Source organism: Bacillus cereus group sp. RP32 (genome assembly GCF_040459735.1).
Classification (GTDB): domain Bacteria; phylum Bacillota; class Bacilli; order Bacillales; family Bacillaceae_G; genus Bacillus_A; species Bacillus_A wiedmannii.
Genome location: NZ_JARVHO010000001.1, coordinates 5,212,052 through 5,231,794 on the forward strand (window position 1 = coordinate 5,212,052; position 19,743 = coordinate 5,231,794).

Below are 19,743 nucleotides of genomic sequence, written 5' to 3' on the forward strand. Positions count from 1 at the left end.
ACAGGTTATCCCAATTATTCTTTAGTTGTCTCAACTTCGACATTCAATTTATCTGCTGATTGATGATCATCGTCATCTTCTGTATCACGCATTTCAATTTCTTTATCGTCGCTAGACATCATTTTAACGTCCATACCTAAACTTTGCAGCTCTTTAATCAATACTTTGAATGATTCAGGAACGCCTGGTTCTGGAACATTTTCGCCTTTAACAATTGCTTCATACGTCTTAACACGTCCAACAACATCATCAGACTTCACTGTTAAGATTTCTTGAAGAGTATAAGCAGCACCGTAAGCTTCAAGTGCCCAAACCTCCATCTCACCGAAACGCTGTCCACCGAACTGAGCTTTACCTCCAAGAGGCTGCTGCGTTACAAGTGAGTATGGTCCAGTAGAACGAGCATGAAGTTTATCGTCAACCATGTGCGCAAGTTTGATCATATACATGACACCAACAGATACGCGGTTATCGAATGGTTCACCAGTACGTCCGTCATACAGGATTGTTTTCGCGTCATTTGCCATACCAGCTTCTTCAATCGTGCCCCAAACATCTTCCTCACGAGCACCATCGAATACTGGTGTTGCAATGTGAATACCAAGGTATCTTGCTGCCATACCAAGATGAAGCTCTAATACCTGACCGATATTCATACGAGATGGTACCCCTAATGGGTTTAACATGATATCGATTGGCGTACCGTCTGGTAAGTAAGGCATATCTTCTTCTGGTAAAATACGAGAGATAACACCTTTGTTACCGTGACGTCCGGCCATCTTGTCACCTTCAGAGATTTTACGTTTTTGAACGATATATGCACGTACAAGTTGATTCACGCCTGGTGGCAATTCATCGCCATCTTCACGGTTGAATACTTTTACGTCTAAGATAATACCGCCACCACCGTGTGGTACACGTAGTGATGTATCACGTACTTCACGTGCTTTTTCTCCAAAGATAGCATGTAATAGACGTTCTTCAGCTGTTAATTCTGTTACACCTTTAGGTGTTACTTTACCAACAAGTAAATCTCCATCTTTTACTTCCGCACCAACGCGAATGATACCGCGCTCGTCAAGGTTGCGTAATGCATCTTCCCCAACGTTTGGAATGTCACGTGTAATTTCTTCTGGTCCAAGCTTCGTATCACGAGCTTCTGACTCATATTCTTCAATATGAATAGAAGTGTACACATCATCTTTTACAAGGCGCTCACTCATAATGATCGCATCCTCGTAGTTATAACCGTCCCAAGTCATGAAGCCAACAAGCACGTTACGTCCAAGTGCTAGTTCACCTAATTCCATAGAAGGACCATCCGCAAGAATCTCACCTTTTACAACTTCATTTCCAACACTTACGATTGGACGTTGGTTGTAGCAAGTTCCTTGGTTAGAACGAATGAATTTTTGCATTTTGTAGCGATCTAAGTCGCCTTTTACTGTTTGACCGTCAACTTCTACATAGCGACGTACCCAAACTTCACGTGCTTCTACGCGTTCAACAACACCAGGATGTTTACAGATTACTGCAGCACCTGAGTCTTTTGCTGATACGTACTCCATACCTGTACCTACAATCGGAGATTCCGGATTCATTAACGGAACCGCCTGACGTTGCATGTTCGCTCCCATAAGTGCGCGGTTAGAGTCATCGTTTTCTAAGAACGGAATACAAGCTGTCGCTGCCGACACTACTTGTTTTGGAGATACATCCATGTAGTCGATGCGTTCTTTATTTGTGACAATGTTTTCACCACGGAAACGAGCTACGATATCTTCGCTAAGGAATTCTCCTTCTTCAGATAATTTCATATTCGCTTGGGCTACAACATAATTATCTTCTTCATCTGCTGTTAAGTAATCAACCTGCCCTGTTACAAGACCAGATTCTGGATCAACACGACGGTATGGTGTTTCAATGAAACCAAACTCATTTACTTTCGCGAACGATGATAATGAGTTAATCAAACCGATGTTTGGTCCCTCTGGTGTTTCAATCGGACACATACGACCATAGTGAGAGTAGTGAACGTCACGTACTTCAAAGCCTGCGCGCTCACGCGTTAAACCACCGGGTCCTAATGCAGATAGTCTTCGTTTGTGAGTTAACTCTGCTAATGGATTTGTTTGATCCATGAACTGAGATAACTGAGAACTTCCGAAGAACTCTTTAATAGATGCAATAACCGGGCGAATGTTAATTAACGCTTGTGGTGTAATTGCATTTGTATCTTGAATCGACATTCTCTCACGAACAACACGTTCCATACGAGAAAGACCGATACGGAATTGATTTTGTAATAGTTCTCCAACAGAACGCAGACGACGGTTTCCTAAATGGTCGATATCATCTGTATCCCCCACTTTGTATAGTAGGTTGAAGAAGTAACTGATAGAAGCAAGGATATCACCTGGTGTGATGTGTTTTACATCACGAGTAATATTTGCATTACCAATTACATTAATTACGCGTTCGCCTTCTGACTCAGGAGCATAAATCTTAATAGATTGCAGCTCAACATCGCCTTCTACCACTCCACCCATTGGTTTCGCTGTTTTGAATCCAATGTTTTTCTCTAAGTAAGGTAAAATGCGATCAAGTGTACGACGATCTAAGATTGTTCCTTCCGCCGCTAAAATTTCACCAGTTTCTGGATCCACTAATGTTTCAGCTAAACGTTGATTAAACAATCTGTTTTTAATGTGTAACTTCTTGTTGATCTTATAGCGACCTACATTTGCTAAATCGTAGCGCTTTGGATCGAAGAAACGAGACACAAGTAAGCTCTTAGCATTTTCTACTGTTGGTGGTTCACCAGGACGTAGACGCTCATAAATTTCAAGCAATGCTTTTTCTGTGCTATCTGTGTTGTCTTTTTCTAATGTGTTGCTTAAGTATTCGTTATCACCTAAAAGCTCGGTGATTTCTTGATCAGAGCCAAACCCTAATGCGCGTAACAAAACAGTTACAGGAAGTTTACGCGTACGGTCAATACGCACATATACAACATCCTTAGCATCTGTCTCATACTCTAACCAAGCTCCGCGGTTTGGAATTACAGTAGCAGTAAAACCACGTTTTCCGTTTTTATCCACTTTGCCACTATAGTATACGCTTGGAGAGCGAACTAACTGGGAAACGATAACACGTTCTGCACCGTTAATTACGAATGTTCCAGTCTCTGTCATGAGTGGGAAATCTCCCATGAACACATCTTGTTCTTTTACTTCACCAGTTTCCTTGTTGATTAGACGCACTTTTACACGAAGTGGTGCTGCATACGTCACATCACGCTCTTTGCATTCGTCTACAGAGTATTTAGGTTCACCTAAGCTGTAGTCGATAAATTCAAGCGATAGATTTCCCGTAAAGTCTTCGATCGGAGAAATGTCCTGGAACATTTCTCGCAAACCCTCATCAAGAAACCACTGATAAGAAGAGGTTTGAATTTCGATAAGATTTGGTAACTCTAATACTTCACTAATACGGGCATAACTTCTTCGTTGGCGGTGGCGTCCGTATTGAACTAGTTGACCTGTCAACTGCTTCACCCCTCAAATCATGAGTATTATAAATGCACAAAAAAATTTGTGCAAAATCACAAATAAATACAACTACTGCTATTAGCGTAGTTTTTTCTCTTAAAGATAAATACGTTGAGTCTTTCTACCTGCTCAAAAAAGAAAAATGGCTTCTATAAGAAAACCATCATTCTGTTTCATAATCTGCTGATTTTACTATCTTTTCCAAGAGAAACAAAAATATACATCTTTCTCAACGCAGAAAATCATATATTGGCATTGTATAATGTTAACATAGCCAAAAATAACCGTCAACGTTTTTTTGATTTTATGATATAATATCCTTTTTTCTTTTCTACAACTTCGACTTCAGAAAATACTTCCTCTAGTTTCTTCAGTGCAGATGGTGCACCTTGCTTCTTTTGAATAACAATCCACAACTCTCCACCTGGAACTAAATACTCTACAGCCTTTTCTAAAATCTCATGCACGATATCTTTACCTGCACGAATTGGAGGATTAGATAAAATAGCAGCATACATACCATCTACATTTTCATAGACGCTACTTTGAAAAATGCGTACATTTCCAATTCTATTGTTAGCGGCATTTTCTTTCGCAAGCTCAAGCGCCCTTTCATTCACATCCACCATGTGAACTTTACGGTCTTGAAACTCTTTCGCCAACGATAAACCAATTGGTCCATATCCACAACCTACGTCTAATATATCACCTTTAATATCTGGCACTTGAAACGCTTCAATTAAAAGACGAGAACCAAAGTCCACTTCGTTTTTCGAGAACACCCCACGGTCAGATAAGAAAGTAAATTGAGATCCACGAAGTGTAAATTCCCATCGTTTACGATCACTTTTACTAGAAGGGTCGTTAGAAAAATAATGGTCTGCCATATGGCCACCTCTTTTCTTTACAGTTAAAAAAAAAGCTCGCATGAGAGCGAGCTTTTTTTAAAGCATCAAAAGTTAATTACTTAACTTCTACAGCAGCGCCAACTTCTTCAAGTTTAGCTTTCATTTCTTCAGCTTCCTCTTTAGAAACGCCTTCTTTGATTGCTTTTGGAGTGTTGTCAACTAATTCTTTAGCTTCTTTTAAGCCAAGACCAGTGATTTCACGTACAGCTTTGATAACTTTGATTTTTTGAGCGCCAGCACTTGCAAGTACTACGTCAAATTCAGTTTTCTCAGCAGCAGCTTCACCAGCGCCACCAGCTACAGCTACAGGAGCAGCAGCAGTTACGCCGAATTCTTCCTCGATAGCTTTTACTAAGTCGTTAAGTTCTAATACAGTCATAGATTTAACTGCTTCAATGATTTGTTCTTTAGTCATTGTAAATATCCTCCCTTAAATAGGTTTGTATTGTTTTATAGATAACAAGTAATTATCTTTTAAAAAATTAAGCGCCTTGCTCTTCCTTTTGTTCTGCAACTGCTTTAGTAGCAAGTGCAAGGTTACGGATTGGAGCTTGAAGAACGCTAAGAAGCATAGAAAGTAAGCCTTCACGTGATGGAAGAGTAGCGATAGCTTTAACCTCATCAAGTGTTACAAGTTTACCTTCGATTACACCAGCTTTAATTTCTAAAGCTTCATGTTTTGTAGCGAAGTCGTTTAATACTTTCGCAGGAGCAACTACATCCTCGTTACTGAACGCGATTGCGTTTGGTCCTGTTAAGAATTCGTTTAACTCAGCCATTTCAGCAGACTCTGCAGCACGACGAGTTAAAGAGTTTTTGTAAACTTTGAACTCAACGCCAGCTTCACGTAAGTTTTTACGTAATTCTGTTACTTCAGAAACTGTTAAACCACGGTAGTCAACAACGATTGTAGATTTACTTTCGCGAAGTTTGTCCGCGATTTCAGTTACAACTTGTTGTTTAGTTTCGATTACTTTGCTCATGTTATTACACCTCCTGTAGATTATATAGAAGATGTACCGAAAGTGCACTAAAAACCTCCATGCCCAACTTGTAGACATGGAGGCATATAGTCACAGAAAAAAATTCCGTTTCGTATATTAACACCTAGGTAGGAAATTAAGTCTATTGACACCTACTGTCTACGGTACACTAATTAAATTCACAACATAAATGATTATATAAAAACTTCTTTATGAAGTCAACTTCCAAATTTTACGCTAATGTAGAAACGTCTACACGTACGCCAGGTCCCATTGTAGAAGCAACTGTTACGTTCTTCATGTAAGTACCTTTTGCAGCAGCTGGCTTAACTTTTTGTAAAGTGTCAGCAATTGTTCCGAAGTTTTCTACTAATTTAGCATCTTCGAAAGATACTTTACCGATTGGAACGTGGATGTTACCAGCTTTATCAACGCGGTATTCAACTTTACCAGCTTTGATTTCGTTAACAGCTTTAGTTACATCGAAAGTAACTGTTCCAGTTTTAGGGTTTGGCATTAAACCTTTAGGTCCTAATACGCGACCAAGTTTACCAACTTCACCCATCATGTCAGGAGTTGCTACTACTACATCGAAATCGAACCAACCTTGTTGGATTTTACCGATGTAATCAGCATCGCCTACGAAGTCAGCTCCAGCAGCTTCAGCTTCTTTAGCCTTTTCACCTTTAGCGAAAACTAATACACGTTGTACTTTACCAGTACCGTGCGGAAGAACAACTGCACCACGGATTTGTTGGTCAGCTTTCTTAGGGTCAACACCTAAACGGAATGCAACTTCTACAGTCGCATCAAATTTAGCTGTGTTTGTTTTCTTTACTAATTCTACTGCTTCTGTTGCAGAGTAAGCAGTTGCACGATCAACAAGCTTTGCAGCTTCTACGTACTTTTTACCTCTTTTAGCCATTTTTATTTCCTCCTCGAATGTGGTTTTAGCGGAATAACCTCCCACGTTTACGCTTATTTTCAGGTATAACCTGAGGATGCGCGCCATCCATTTATTTAAAAACGATAATCATTTACGATAATAAAGGTTGCGAATTGGAATTCCAGACCCGCAACCTTTTAAAAAAAACAAATCGAATTAGTCTTCGATAACGATGCCCATACTGCGTGCAGTACCTTCAACCATACGCATTGCAGCTTCTACACTAGCAGCGTTTAGGTCAGGCATTTTAGTTTCAGCGATTTCGCGTACTTTATCACGCTTAACAGTTGCCACTTTATTACGGTTTGGTTCACCAGAACCAGACTCAATACCAGCTACTTTCTTAAGAAGAACAGCAGCAGGAGGAGTTTTAGTAATGAAAGTGAATGAACGGTCCTCAAATACCGTAATTTCAACAGGGATGATAAGACCAGCTTGATCAGCTGTACGAGCGTTAAACTCTTTACAGAAGCCCATGATGTTAACACCTGCTTGTCCTAATGCTGGACCAACTGGTGGAGCTGGGTTAGCTTTACCTGCAGGAATTTGAAGCTTTACCATTTTAATTACCTTTTTAGCCACGAGACACACCTCCTTAAGTCCGTGATGTGGTCAATTGGACAGTGATTTGCCCTCCCACGTCATATTTTATCTGTAAGGATAAAATCTTTCAAAAAACGTCTCCGATAACGAAGACGTACTGACTTAAAAGATATTATCACTTTTTACAATTCATTTCAAGTTTCATTTTATAATTTTTCAATTTGATGGAAGTCAAGCTCAACTGGAGTCTCGCGACCAAACATGTCTACAAGCACGCTAACCTTTTTCTTCTCCACATCAATTTCTTCAATAGCACCTGTATAATCTGCGAATGGCCCCTCATTTACACGCACTGTCTCATGAAGTTCAAAGTCGAAATCAACCACTTCGTTGTCCATTCCCATATGCTTCATAATGGTAACCACTTCCTCTTCTAATAGAGGTGATGGTTTAGATCCAGAACCAGAAGAACCAACGAACCCAGTTACACCTGGCGTGTTACGTACAACATACCAAGAGTCATCAGTCATGATTAATTCTACTAATACATAACCTGGGAACACTTTTCTTTTCATTAATTTTTCTTTACCGTTTTTCATTTCTACTTCTACTTCTTCCGGGACAACAACACGGAAAATTTTATCTTGCATACCCATTGATTCTACACGTTTCTCTAGGTTTGCTTTTACTTTATTTTCATATCCAGAATAAGTATGGACAACATACCAACTTTTTTCCATTCATTTAGGACGAGCGTCCTTCCCTCCCTGACGTACATTTTTTTGCGCAAATGAAAAAACCCGTTCACCGGGCCTTTACACAGTTCTTATAAATAACATTATATCATGGATAAGTGCTTCTTATTCAAGAATTAACCAAGAATTAACCGAATTAAAGAAGAAATGCCCATATCAACCACTGCGAAGAAAATCGCAAAGAAGACAACTGTAGCGATAACAGTCGCTGTTGAACGGAGTAATTCATCTTTTTTAGGCCAACTTACTTTTTTCATTTCGCGACCTACATCGCCGAAAAAGTTCGTTAAACGCATCTACGGGACCTCCAGTGTATTATTTCAATTATTTATTTTGTTTCCTTGTGAACTGTATGCTGATTGCATGTTTTACAAAACTTCTTTATTTCAAGTCGCTCTACTGAGCTCGTATCTTTCATCGTAGAGTAGTTTCGATTTTTACACTCTTCACATGAGAGTACAACTTTTTTCCTCATTAGTTACACCAACCTTGTAACATTATGTCCCTAAAAATGTATCATACAACAAAAGACAATGTCAATGACATGCCTTTTGCACTCTCTACAAAAAGAAAACAGGTGATTTTTTACACCTGTAGCATTTCTTATGAATTTAAAGTGGTACTCTCTCTCATTTCCATATATCGTTCCAATTTCCGCTTCACCCTCTGTAAAGCGTTATCAATAGATTTTACATGTCTATTTAACTGTTCCGAAATCTCTTGATAAGAACGACCATCTAGATATAAAGAAAGCACTTTCCTTTCTAAATCGCTTAATAATTCAGATATTTTAGATTCTATGTCTGTATATTCTTCCTGACTTATAATCATTTCTTCAGGATCCGTTACCTTCGCTTCCGAAATAACATCTAATAATGTCCGATCAGATTCCTCATCATAAATCGGCTTATCTAAAGACACATATGAATTTAACGGAATATGTTTTTGCCTTGTTGCTGTTTTAATAGCGGTAATAATTTGCCGAGTGATACACAGTTCAGCAAATGCTTTGAATGAAGACAGCTTGTCCTCTTTATAATCACGAATCGCTTTAAACAATCCAATCATACCTTCTTGAACAATATCTTCTCGATCGGCACCCACTAAGAAATAAGATCTCGATTTCGCGCGAACAAAGTTCTTATATTTGTGAATCAAATATTCTAGAGCGTCAGTATTACCTTTTCGAACTAACTCAACGATTGCCTCATCCTCTAAATCACGAAATGTAACGTCGCCTACACTTACGAAGCCTGCTTCCACCTTGATCCCTCCGACCGCTATTTATTTAGCAATATTATACAGTAAAAAGATAAAGAGCGTCAATGCTTCAACGCTCTCCTCTTCTTAATTTTTCTAATTTTTCTGTAATATCTTTACTAAATATCTTTCGCATGGCGGGTTGCTTTTCTTTTGTGTCTTGTGTACGCCTTCTTACTTGTTGCTCCATCGCTTGTACTTCCAACTCCAATTCACGTGCAGATTTCCGAAGAGCACCTTGCGCAAATATAACCCATTGTTCCGTATAATCAGAAGTCGCAACATATATTTGCGTATTTATATTTCTAAGCTCAATCGCAAGCTGCTCTATCTTTTCATCTGCAGTTTGATTCTTCCTCGTGAATATGACTTCCACACGCGATTGTTTCATCTTTTTTTCAATACCTTGGACCGTATAAGCATCAAAAACTATCATTACCTTTGTACCTGTGTATCCTTGGTAATCCGCCATCTTATCAATCAGTGCATCTCTTGATGATTGCAAATCTACATCCCGTAGTTTCTTCAAGTCTCCCCAAGCTCCGATAATGTTGTAACCGTCAACGATTAAAATATCGTTCATTTTTTATTTACCAATTTCGTGACGCTTACGATATACCTCATACATTAACAAACTTGCGGCTACTGAAGCATTTAAGGATGTAACTTTACCGACCATCGGTAAAGTAATTAAGAAATCACATTTTTCACCAATAATACGACTCATACCTTTTCCTTCACTTCCAATTACTAATCCAATTGGCATTTTACCATCTAAATTACGGTAATCCGTTTTCCCTTTTGCATCTGTACCAGCAATCCAAAGTCCACGTTCTTTTAATTCATCGATTGTACGAGATAAATTCGTTACACGTGCAACAGGAATATATTCAATTGCTCCAGTCGATGCTTTCGCAACTGATGCAGTAAGTCCCACAGCTCTTCTTTTCGGAATAATAATTCCATGAGCTCCTGTTGCATCCGCAGTACGCATAATAGAACCTAGGTTATGCGGGTCTTCGATTTCATCTAAAATTAAGAAGAACGGATCTTCGTTACGCTTCTCTGCCACTTTAAATAGATCTTCTAGCTCAGCATATTGATATGCAGCCACTTGAGCAATTACACCTTGATGGTTCCCCTCAACTAATTGATCTAACTTCTTCTTTGGTGCATGTTGTAAAATAATCTTATTTTCTTTCGCTAGTGCTAGTACAATTTGTATTTGTCCTTTGGCAGCACCTTCCGCGATCCAAATTTTATTAATATCTCTTCCTGAGCGTAACGCTTCAATTACAGGGTTACGTCCGATAATATATTCACTACTCATGATGATGTGCCCCCTTCCTTTTCTTCTAAAACAGCAATTGCCTTATATACAATTTCGTCTAATCTTTCACGATTATTTAATAAGTGATGATAGCCAATTAGCGCTTCAAAGGCTGTACTATATCGATATGTTTGTACATCAGTATTTTTCGGGACAGTACCTGAATTTGCATTACGCCCTCTTCTTAGTACCGCCTCTTCTTCCTCTGTTAAAAATGCTGTCTCTAATAAATGATAAACAACTTTCGCCTGTGCTTTTGCCGAAACAAAGCTTGTCCCTAATCGATGCAATTGATTAGGACGAACTTTCCCTTTTTGAAGTAGGTGATAGCGGATATATTGTTCATATACCGCATCACCCATATATGCTAACGCTAAGCTGTTTAATTGCTTTGCATCAATCATTCTTATCCTCTTTTCCATCTTGTACCTTGAGCGGTATCTTCTAAAATAATATTACGGTCTTTTAAATCATCGCGAATTTGATCCGATAACGCAAAATCACGATTTTTACGAGCTTCAATGCGCTTTTGAATAAGTACCTCAATTTCTTCATCAAGCAACTCTTCTTGCGCTAATTCTAACCCTAAAATATCAAATAATGTTTCAAGTTGTTTTACGTATGCTTCAATTACAACTGTAGACGTATGTTCTTCCAGTAAATATTGATTTGCATGATTTGCTACATTATATAACTCAGTGATTGCATTAGCAGTGTTGAAGTCATCATTCATTGCTTCTTCAAATGCAGTCTGGAATTTTTCCAGTTCCGCTAACCATTTCTCATTATGATCTGTTAAATCAGTACTACTTTCCATACGGTGTTTTAAATTACCGTAAGCCGTTTTAATTCTTTCCAGTCCGTTATTTGTACTTTGTAGTAAATCTTCACTGAAATTAATTGGGTGACGGTAATGTACCGATAGCATAAAGAATCTAATTAGCTGTGGATCATATTGCTTAATGATATCGTGAACTAAAATGAAGTTCCCCAGTGACTTAGACATCTTCTCATTATTAATATTAATATATCCATTGTGCATCCAATAACGTGCAAATGTTTTTCCTGTTAATGCCTCAGACTGCGCAATTTCATTCTCATGATGAGGAAATGCCAAGTCTTGACCACCAGCATGAATATCGATTGTATCTCCTAAGTATTTACGCGCCATTGCCGAGCATTCAATATGCCAGCCTGGACGACCTTTCCCCCAAGGGCTTTCCCAGAAGATTTCTCCTTCTTTCGCAGCTTTCCATAAAGCAAAATCAAGAGGATCTTGTTTCTTTTCTCCTACTTCAATGCGTGCACCGTGACGTAAGTCGGCGATTGGTTGATGCGATAATTTACCGTATCCTTCAAATTCCTTCGTTCTAAAGTACACATCACCTTCTGATTCATATGCATATCCTTTATTCACAAGTTCTTGAATAAATTCAATAATGATATCCATATTTTCCGTTACACGCGGATGAACTGTTGCATGTTTGCAACCTAGTGCCGTTACATCTTCAAAATACGCTTCAACGAAACGGTCAGCAATTGTCGGCACATCTTCACCTAATTCATTTGCTGCTTTAATTAATTTATCATCTACGTCAGTAAAGTTAGATACATACTGCACATCATACCCTTTATATTCTAAATAACGGCGTACCGTATCAAATACCATAGGTGGTCTTGCATTCCCAATGTGAATATAGTTATAAACTGTAGGTCCACACACATACATCTTTACCTTATTTTCTTCTAATGGAGTAAACTCTTCCTTTTGACGCGTTAACGTATTATAAATGTGAATAGTCATTTTTATCCTTCCTTTCTACCTTTACTTCAAGTTGTTTTTTCAATTTATCAAGTTCTACTTCCATGACCTTTAACTTATCAAAAATTGGGTCTGGAAGGTCAGAATGATTTAATTCTTGACCGATCTTTACTCCATTTTGAATAACGACTCGGCCAGGTATACCTACAACTGTAGAATGTGCAGGTACTTCTTTTAATACGACAGACCCTGCTCCAATTTTAGAATTCTCTCCAACTGTAATAGAACCTAGTACTTTAGCACCTGTTGCAATTAATACATTATCCTGAATTGTAGGGTGCCTCTTCCCCTTTTCTTTACCCGTACCACCTAATGTAACACCTTGATAGATCGTTACATTATCACCAATCTCGCACGTTTCTCCAATTACAACCCCCATTCCATGGTCTATGAAAAAACGACGACCAATTGTTGCTCCTGGATGAATCTCAATACCGGTAAAAAAACGACTAACTTGTGAGATCCAACGTGCAATAAAGAAGAAATTCTTTTTATAAAAAGCATGTGCAATTCGATGGGCCCAAACTGCATGTAATCCAGAGTAAGTCAAAATGACTTCGAAATAACTTCTTGCCGCTGGATCCTGTTCAAAAACGACTTCAATATCTTCCCGAAGCCTCTTAAACATCGACGCTCCCTCCCCTTTATGGGCTGCTTTTTCGAGTGAACTAACTCCCTTAACTCCCTACTTATCCCCCTAAATCTTTATACACGGGGATAAAACTTATGCTCATACCCATTTTTACGGTATAAAAAAGACGCCTCTGTCATATTGACAGAGACGCCTTATAAGCGCGGTTCCACTCTGTTTAGGCTAAAGAAAGCCTCAAACTCATCTATGATAACGGTGTACACCGCTTCTGCTTACTTTACGCCCTAAGACGTTTCACAAAACAATTCGCTGTTCAGCAGAAGACTCGAAGGGGCATTTCAAAAATCCGCTTATAAACCACTTCCAGCCTAAAGGTGGTTCTCTCTGTAAAAAGCCTGATTTTCTACTTCTCCTTCTCGTCGCTTTTCCTTATTAGGTTTTAAGTATACTTATTATATTTCTAAATCTAGAAAATGTTAACCAATTACTTTTTGAAGACGATTTAAAACTTTTTCTTTTCCAAGAAGTGCAATAGCATTAGGAAGCTCTGGGCCATGTGTTTGACCAGTAGTTGCAACACGGATTGGCATAAATAAGTTTTTACCTTTATGACCTGTTTCCTTTTGCACTGCTTTAATAGCCGCCTTAATCGCTGCTGGTTCCATCGCTTCTAGTGCTTCTACTTGACCCGCAAATGCACGAAGTACTTCTGGTACTTGTTCACCTTTTAATACTTCTTGTCCTTCTTCTTCATAATCAACATGATCTTTGAAGAACATTTCAGAAAGTTCTACAATTTCAGCTCCAAAACTCATTTGTTCATGATATAACGCAATTACATCACGAATCCAAGCTTGTTCTTGTTTGCTTAAAGTTTCACCTATACGTCCAGCTTTCACTAGATGCGGTAAGCTTAATTCTACCACCGTATCTAAATCTTGCTTTTTCATATATTGGTTGTTCATCCATTTTAGTTTTTGAGAATCAAATAATGCAGGTGATTTTGATAAACGAGCTGCATCGAACATTTTGATAAATTCTTCTTGAGAGAAGATTTCTTCTTCTCCTACTGGCGACCAACCTAGTAGTGCAATAAAGTTAAAGATCGCTTCTGGAAGATATCCAAGCTCTTTATATTGCTCAATAAATTGAATAATAGATTCATCACGCTTACTTAACTTTTTACGGCTTTCGTTTACAATTAAAGTCATATGACCAAATTGCGGAATATCCCAACCGAAAGCTTCGTAAATCATCATTTGTTTTGGCGTATTTGAAATATGATCATCACCACGAAGTACATGTGTAATCTCCATTAAGTGATCATCTACTGCTACCGCAAAGTTATAAGTTGGAATTCCATCTTTTTTCACGATAACGAAATCACCGAAATCATTTGAATGGAATGCAACTTCATCTTTTACGATATCTTTAAACGTGTAGTCGCGATCAACCGGTACACGGAAACGAATACTCGGAATGCGGCCTTCAGCCTCAAATCCCTTCATTTGCTCCTCAGTTAAATCACGGTGGTTTCCAGCATAACGCGGTGTTTCACCACGAGAGATTTGTCCTTCACGCTCTGCTTCTAGCTCTTCTTCTGTCATATAACATTTGTAAGCTAAACCGCGTTCTAATAAATCTTCATATAATTTTTTATAAATATCTAAACGCTCTGTTTGACGATATGGTCCAAATTCACCACCAACATCAACACCTTCATCCCAGTCCATACCGAGCCATTTCAAGTATTTTAATTGGCTTTCTTCTCCACCAGCAACATTACGTTTCACATCAGTATCTTCAATACGAATAATAAACTTACCATCTTGATGACGAGCAAATAAATAATTAAATAATGCCGTACGCGCATTTCCGATATGTAAGTGTCCTGTTGGACTTGGCGCATAGCGCACTCTCACTTGCTTTTCCATAATTGGTACACCTTCCATTCTTAATGTCAACACATTCTATAATTGTACACCAAAAAAATGTGATTATCCATCTTACGAATTAAAAACCATTATTTTTTCTGTAATAAAACAACTGCTTGAGAAGCAATTCCTTCTTCTCTACCTGTAAATCCTAATTTTTCTGTTGTTGTTGCTTTTACATTGATATTGTCAATAGACGTTTCTAATAGTTCACTAATACGTTTACGCATACTTTCAATATGTGGTGCCATCTTTGGCTTTTGAGCAATAATTGTACAATCTAGATTCCCTAACTCGTAACCTTGTTCACGTACAAATTCCCAAACCTTTTGCAGCAATACAGCTGAATCAGCATCTTTAAAAGCAGGATCTGTATCAGGGAAATGCTTTCCAATATCCCCAGCTGCAATTGCACCTAAACATGCATCCGCAATCGTATGTAACAATACGTCTGCATCTGAATGACCAATTAATCCTTTCTCATGAGGAATTGTAATTCCACCAATAATTAACGGTCTACCTTCCGCAAACTCATGCACATCAAAACCTTGTCCAATTCGAAACATTTTTTACATCCTCCTCAAGCTAAACTACAGAGCTTTATGATTCTATATTATATCGCTATCCTTATAAAGAAAAGCCCGGCTGTTGCCGAGCTTTTTTTCGCTATAATCATCACTTTCATTTCTTTTGAACATGAAGGAAACTTTCAGCAATTAATAAATCCTCTGGAGTCGTCACTTTAATATTATAGTAACTCCCCTCTACTACACCTACTTGCTTCCCGATACGTTCTACGAGGCTTGCATCATCTGTACCAAGGAAACAACCCTGTTTTGCACTTCTATGAGCTTCTAACAAAAGAGAAACAGCGAACCCTTGTGGTGTTTGTACAGCTTTAAGCTGAGATCTTTCTACCGTTTCGACAACGATACCCTGCTCTACTTTCTTAACTGTATCTTTCACTGGTACCGCACAAATGGACGCTCCATATTTTTCCGCTGCAGTTAATACATCTTGAATCACTTTGTTCGTTACAAATGGACGCGCGCCGTCATGTACAAGAACATACTCAACATCACTAGTATGCTGAATGGCGTTATATACACTATCTTGTCTTTCGGCTCCGCCCTGAATAAATTGTACTGGCTTTTCAATTGGATACTTCTGCATTAATTCTTCAAAATACGGACGTTCTTCTTCGTTAATTGCCATAATAATACTTTTGCACGCTTTATCTTTTTCAAAAGCACGTAACGTATGCACAATAATCGGTACTTCATTAATAAGTAAGAACAACTTATTTTTACCAGCACCCATCCGCTTACCTTGACCAGCTGCTGGAATAATTAATGTATACATATTAATAATCCTCTACTTATAATGCTTTTTCTAATAATTTACGTTTGGCGAAAATCATACGCCCAGCCGATGTTTGTAACACACTAGTAACAAGCACATTGAGTTGTGAACCTACATATTCTCTACCATCTTCTACTACAATCATCGTGCCATCATCTAAATATGCAACACCTTGATTTTGTTCTTTTCCATCTTTGACAACATAAACACTCAGTTCTTCACCTGGGAGTACAACAGGTTTAATTGCATTAGCTAAATCGTTAATATTTAACACCGTTACCCCTTGTAATTCAGAAACTTTGTTTAAATTGAAATCATTCGTTACTACTGTTCCACCAGTGATTTTCGCCAACTTTACAAGTTTGCTATCCACTTCTTGAATATCATCGAAATCGCCTTCATAAATTTCTACCGGAATCGGCATCTCTTTTTGAATACGATTTAAAATATCTAATCCTCTGCGACCACGATTACGCTTTAAAGCATCAGAAGAATCGGCAATGTGCTGAAGTTCTTCTAACACGAATTGTGGAATCACAATTGTTCCTTCTAAAAACTTTGTTTGGCAAATATCAGCAATACGCCCATCGATAATTACACTCGTATCGAGAATTTTCCAATGAGTTGTAGATTCTTCTACCTCAGTTTCTTCATTCTCACTATTATTATTTTTCTTCTTCCCACGTTGTGGTAATGTAAATAATCCTAGCAATTCATTCCTCTTTTTAAACCCTACTTGGAATCCTAAATATCCAAGTAAAAGAGTAAAGAACACTTGCAACACTGTGCTAATAACTGGAATTGTAAATTCACGAATTGGTATTAAAATTAAATATGCAACAATAAGACCAGAGATTAACCCTAATGTACCAAATAAAACATCCGCTACAGGCGCCTTTACAAGAGCCTCTTCAATATGCTTAATAAGTTGAACAATATAATCTACAAGCCAAAATGTTGTTAAAAATAAAATAATTGCACCAATAATTGCACGAACATACGATCCTTCCAATAAAGGAACGGCACCGATGTCTAATACATTAATAACTTTTGGGATTAAGTAAATCCCTAACGCTCCGCCAATTACTAGAAAGAAGAGCTGTACAATCCGTTTTAACATCCAACCACCTCCTACTCATTATTAACCATTGTTTCGCTAATCAAAACGCCGAATGCAAAAGCGGACGTGTTTTTTTTTATAAATAGTTTTATTTACCAATATACCATATCATATACCAAAAATGTTCTAGTGTCGTTATATTATGGAATCAATGTAATATTCTTAATTGTGTCTACTCATATAGAGATGCTCTTGGATTCTTTTTAAGCCTTCTCGTATTTTCTTCGCCCTTACTTCTCCAATTCCTTCCACATCATCCAATTCATTAATAGTTGCTCGACAAACACCTTGCAAAGTCTTAAATCGATTAATTAAATTTTCAATGATAAGTGGCGGAACGCGCGAAATTTTGCTTGTGATTCGGTATCCTCTCGGCGTCACACTTTCTTCTAAACTCATTTGTCCTGGATAGCCAAGCAATTTAACTAAATCGCTATCCTCTAGAAGTTGTGTATTCGCAAGATCTTGTAACTTTTTCAAAATTTGATGATGGTCTTGTGTTTTTTCTTGATAATAATCTTTAATTAATAACGCTGCCTCTGCCTCTAAATCAGCTAGTAGTTCTGTAAGTTGTAAACGAATTAACCTACCTTCCGTTCCTAACTCATGAATATAGCTCAATATTTCATTTTTAATCCGCAGTACCATTTCAACACTATGTAACACATGAACCACCTCGGACATTGTAACGACTTCTTCAAATTCTAGAATGCCCAAATTCGTAATACCATCATTCCATACAGCCTTATATTTTTCTAACGTTTGAATAGCTTGGTTTGCCTTTGTTAAAATAACACCTATATCCTTTAGTGTATAACGTAAATTCCCTTGATATAGTGTAATTACGTTACGTCTTTGTGAAATAGCCACAACGAGACTACCTGTCTGCTTTGCTACACGCTCTGCCGTCCGATGGCGCATACCTGTTTCAATAGAATCAATAGATGCCTCTGGAACTAACTGTGCATTTGCAATTAAAATTTTACTTCCAGTTTCATTTAAAATAAGCGCCCCATCCATTTTTGCTAATTCGTATAAACTAGCAGGAGAGAATGCACAATTAATGTGAAATCCCCCATCAACAATACTTTTAATTTGTTCATTATATCCAAGAACAATTAGTCCCCCTGTTTGTGCGCGAAGCACATTATCTATCCCTTCGCGCAGTGGTGTTCCTGGGGCCACGAGCTGTAAAATATTAATCATACTTTTGACACGTTGCTTGTTTTCTTCCATAGCCTAGCCTCCTAATGTCAAACGAAGCGCTTCCCCTAAATTAGATACACCTACTACCTCAATCCCATCCGGAATTGTCCATCCTCCCAAATTTTTTCTAGGAATAATAGCACGTTGAAATCCTAATTTAGCTGCTTCTTGTACACGTTGTTCAATTCTTGATACTCTTCTTATTTCTCCAGTTAATCCTACTTCTCCTATTACTGCATCAGTTGGTGTCGTAGATTTATCTCTAAAACTTGAAGCAATACTTAAAGCCACAGCTAAATCAATTGCTGGTTCATCTAATTTCAAACCACCTGCTACTTTTAAATATGCGTCTTGGTTTTGCAATAATAAACCTGTTCTTTTTTCTAGCACTGCCATAATAAGCGATACACGGTTATGATCAATTCCCGTCGCCATTCTTCGAGGGTTTCCAAAACTAGTAGGGGAGATTAATGCTTGTATTTCTACTAAAACTGGTCTTGTTCCTTCCATTGAGGCAACTACTGTTGATCCTGCGACTCCAACGGGCCTTTCCTCAAGAAAAATTTCAGAAGGGTTTAAGACTTCCGCAAGACCGAGCTCTTTCATTTCAAAAATACCCATTTCATTCGTGGAGCCAAAACGATTCTTCACAGCTCGCAAAATACGATATGTATGATGACGATCTCCTTCAAAGTAAAGAACTGCATCGACCATATGTTCTAACATACGAGGTCCTGCAATTGCCCCCTCTTTTGTTACATGTCCGACGATAAAAATAGGAATTCCTTTCGTTTTTGCAAGTTTCATTAATTCCGCTGTACATTCACGTACTTGCGCTACACTTCCTGGGGCTGACGTCACTTCAGGTAAATGTATCGTTTGAATAGAGTCAATAACAACAAAAGCTGGATTCATTTCTTCAATGTGCGCTGCAATTCGCTGTAGATCAGTTTCTGCTACAACAAATAGATTACTACCCTTTACATGCAAACGATCTGCACGAAGTTTAATCTGCTTTGCTGACTCCTCACCTGATATGTATAGTACATCATATGAAGAATCTGCTAATTGCGATGAAATTTGTAATAACAATGTTGATTTCCCAATCCCAGGGTCTCCACCAATAAGTACTAAGGATCCATCTACAATCCCACCACCAAGTACACGGTTAAACTCTTGGAATTTCGTTTCAATACGTGCCTCAGATTTTGTTTCTACTTCTGTTAGGCGTCTTGGTTTTGTTACTTCCGATTGAATTGCATTGGCATAATTAAGGCGTCTTGATGATACAACCGGTTCCATCTCTTCAACAAGCGTATTCCATTGACCACAACCAGGGCATTTCCCCATATATTTTGGTGACTGATAACCACACTCTTGACATGTGAATTTTGTTTTCTTTTTAGCCATATCGTTTTATATTTCACTTCA

The 19,743-nt window shown here is 38.2% G+C and carries 21 protein-coding genes and 2 other annotated features; all 21 genes read right to left on the minus strand.

The window, feature by feature from the left end:
- Positions 1-14: 14 nt before the first annotated feature.
- Entirely contained in the window at positions 15-3,548 is a 3,534-nt protein-coding gene (gene rpoB, locus QCI46_RS26830) for a DNA-directed RNA polymerase subunit beta (RefSeq protein ID WP_000147550.1), read from the minus strand.
- A gap of 290 nt (positions 3,549-3,838) precedes the next feature.
- Complete coding sequence (locus QCI46_RS26835; protein WP_048543031.1) at positions 3,839-4,438, minus strand: class I SAM-dependent methyltransferase; 600 nt, start codon at positions 4,436-4,438, stop codon at positions 3,839-3,841.
- 76 nt (positions 4,439-4,514) lie between these two features.
- On the minus strand, positions 4,515-4,874 hold the full coding sequence (gene rplL, locus QCI46_RS26840) for a 50S ribosomal protein L7/L12 (protein ID WP_000159737.1): 360 nt from the start codon (positions 4,872-4,874) through the stop codon (positions 4,515-4,517).
- Positions 4,875-4,941: 67 nt separating this feature from the next.
- Entirely contained in the window at positions 4,942-5,442 is a 501-nt protein-coding gene (gene rplJ / locus QCI46_RS26845) for a 50S ribosomal protein L10 (RefSeq protein WP_000048721.1), read from the minus strand.
- 39 nt (positions 5,443-5,481) lie between these two features.
- Positions 5,482-5,625: a sequence feature (ribosomal protein L10 leader region), on the minus strand.
- A 49-nt stretch (positions 5,626-5,674) separates the two neighbouring features.
- Positions 5,675-6,367 carry a 50S ribosomal protein L1 gene (rplA, locus tag QCI46_RS26850; RefSeq protein WP_002096939.1) on the minus strand — a complete coding sequence of 231 codons (693 nt, stop codon included), beginning with the start codon at positions 6,365-6,367 and terminating at the stop codon, positions 5,675-5,677.
- Positions 6,368-6,544: 177 nt separating this feature from the next.
- A complete protein-coding gene (rplK, locus tag QCI46_RS26855) occupies positions 6,545-6,970 on the minus strand; it encodes a 50S ribosomal protein L11 (RefSeq protein WP_001085872.1) in 426 nt (141 codons plus the stop codon).
- 167 nt (positions 6,971-7,137) lie between these two features.
- Positions 7,138-7,671, minus strand: a complete 534-nt coding sequence (nusG, locus tag QCI46_RS26860; RefSeq protein WP_000415794.1) for a transcription termination/antitermination protein NusG — start codon at positions 7,669-7,671, stop codon at positions 7,138-7,140.
- Between the two features lie 131 nt (positions 7,672-7,802).
- On the minus strand, positions 7,803-7,982 hold the full coding sequence (gene secE, locus QCI46_RS26865) for a preprotein translocase subunit SecE (protein WP_001241321.1): 180 nt from the start codon (positions 7,980-7,982) through the stop codon (positions 7,803-7,805).
- A 32-nt stretch (positions 7,983-8,014) separates the two neighbouring features.
- Positions 8,015-8,161 (minus strand): 50S ribosomal protein L33, encoded by a 147-nt coding sequence (gene rpmG / locus QCI46_RS26870; protein WP_002070160.1) that lies wholly within the window; start codon positions 8,159-8,161, stop codon positions 8,015-8,017.
- Between the two features lie 128 nt (positions 8,162-8,289).
- A complete protein-coding gene (locus QCI46_RS26875) occupies positions 8,290-8,949 on the minus strand; it encodes an RNA polymerase factor sigma-70 (protein ID WP_000387198.1) in 660 nt (219 codons plus the stop codon).
- Positions 8,950-9,016: 67 nt separating this feature from the next.
- Complete coding sequence (locus QCI46_RS26880; protein ID WP_000997888.1) at positions 9,017-9,529, minus strand: NYN domain-containing protein; 513 nt, start codon at positions 9,527-9,529, stop codon at positions 9,017-9,019.
- A 3-nt stretch (positions 9,530-9,532) separates the two neighbouring features.
- Complete coding sequence (gene rlmB / locus QCI46_RS26885; protein ID WP_000093757.1) at positions 9,533-10,276, minus strand: 23S rRNA (guanosine(2251)-2'-O)-methyltransferase RlmB; 744 nt, start codon at positions 10,274-10,276, stop codon at positions 9,533-9,535.
- Positions 10,273-10,680, minus strand: coding sequence for a Mini-ribonuclease 3 (locus QCI46_RS26890; protein ID WP_000564263.1), 408 nt, complete (start codon positions 10,678-10,680; stop codon positions 10,273-10,275). The genes rlmB and QCI46_RS26890 overlap by 4 nt, the downstream gene beginning before the upstream one ends.
- A gap of 2 nt (positions 10,681-10,682) precedes the next feature.
- Positions 10,683-12,080 (minus strand): cysteine--tRNA ligase, encoded by a 1,398-nt coding sequence (gene cysS / locus QCI46_RS26895; RefSeq protein ID WP_000152265.1) that lies wholly within the window; start codon positions 12,078-12,080, stop codon positions 10,683-10,685.
- On the minus strand, positions 12,061-12,726 hold the full coding sequence (gene cysE, locus QCI46_RS26900) for a serine O-acetyltransferase (protein ID WP_000476500.1): 666 nt from the start codon (positions 12,724-12,726) through the stop codon (positions 12,061-12,063). Before cysE ends, cysS begins: the two co-directional genes overlap by 20 nt.
- A 146-nt stretch (positions 12,727-12,872) precedes the next feature.
- Positions 12,873-13,119, minus strand: a binding site (T-box leader).
- 47 nt (positions 13,120-13,166) lie between these two features.
- The gene (gltX, locus tag QCI46_RS26905; RefSeq protein WP_353841798.1) at positions 13,167-14,624 is read right to left on the minus strand and encodes a glutamate--tRNA ligase; all 1,458 of its coding nucleotides are present in this window, start codon (positions 14,622-14,624) and stop codon (positions 13,167-13,169) included.
- Between the two features lie 89 nt (positions 14,625-14,713).
- Positions 14,714-15,190, minus strand: coding sequence for a 2-C-methyl-D-erythritol 2,4-cyclodiphosphate synthase (ispF, locus tag QCI46_RS26910; protein ID WP_000488386.1), 477 nt, complete (start codon positions 15,188-15,190; stop codon positions 14,714-14,716).
- Between the two features lie 115 nt (positions 15,191-15,305).
- Positions 15,306-15,986 (minus strand): 2-C-methyl-D-erythritol 4-phosphate cytidylyltransferase, encoded by a 681-nt coding sequence (ispD, locus tag QCI46_RS26915; protein WP_048562648.1) that lies wholly within the window; start codon positions 15,984-15,986, stop codon positions 15,306-15,308.
- A gap of 16 nt (positions 15,987-16,002) precedes the next feature.
- Complete coding sequence (locus QCI46_RS26920) at positions 16,003-17,106, minus strand: PIN/TRAM domain-containing protein (RefSeq protein ID WP_000919686.1); 1,104 nt, start codon at positions 17,104-17,106, stop codon at positions 16,003-16,005.
- Positions 17,107-17,268: 162 nt separating this feature from the next.
- A complete protein-coding gene (gene disA / locus QCI46_RS26925) occupies positions 17,269-18,342 on the minus strand; it encodes a DNA integrity scanning diadenylate cyclase DisA (RefSeq protein ID WP_000392165.1) in 1,074 nt (357 codons plus the stop codon).
- A gap of 3 nt (positions 18,343-18,345) precedes the next feature.
- A complete protein-coding gene (gene radA, locus QCI46_RS26930; protein ID WP_001085205.1) occupies positions 18,346-19,722 on the minus strand; it encodes a DNA repair protein RadA in 1,377 nt (458 codons plus the stop codon).
- Positions 19,723-19,743: the final 21 nt, after the last annotated feature.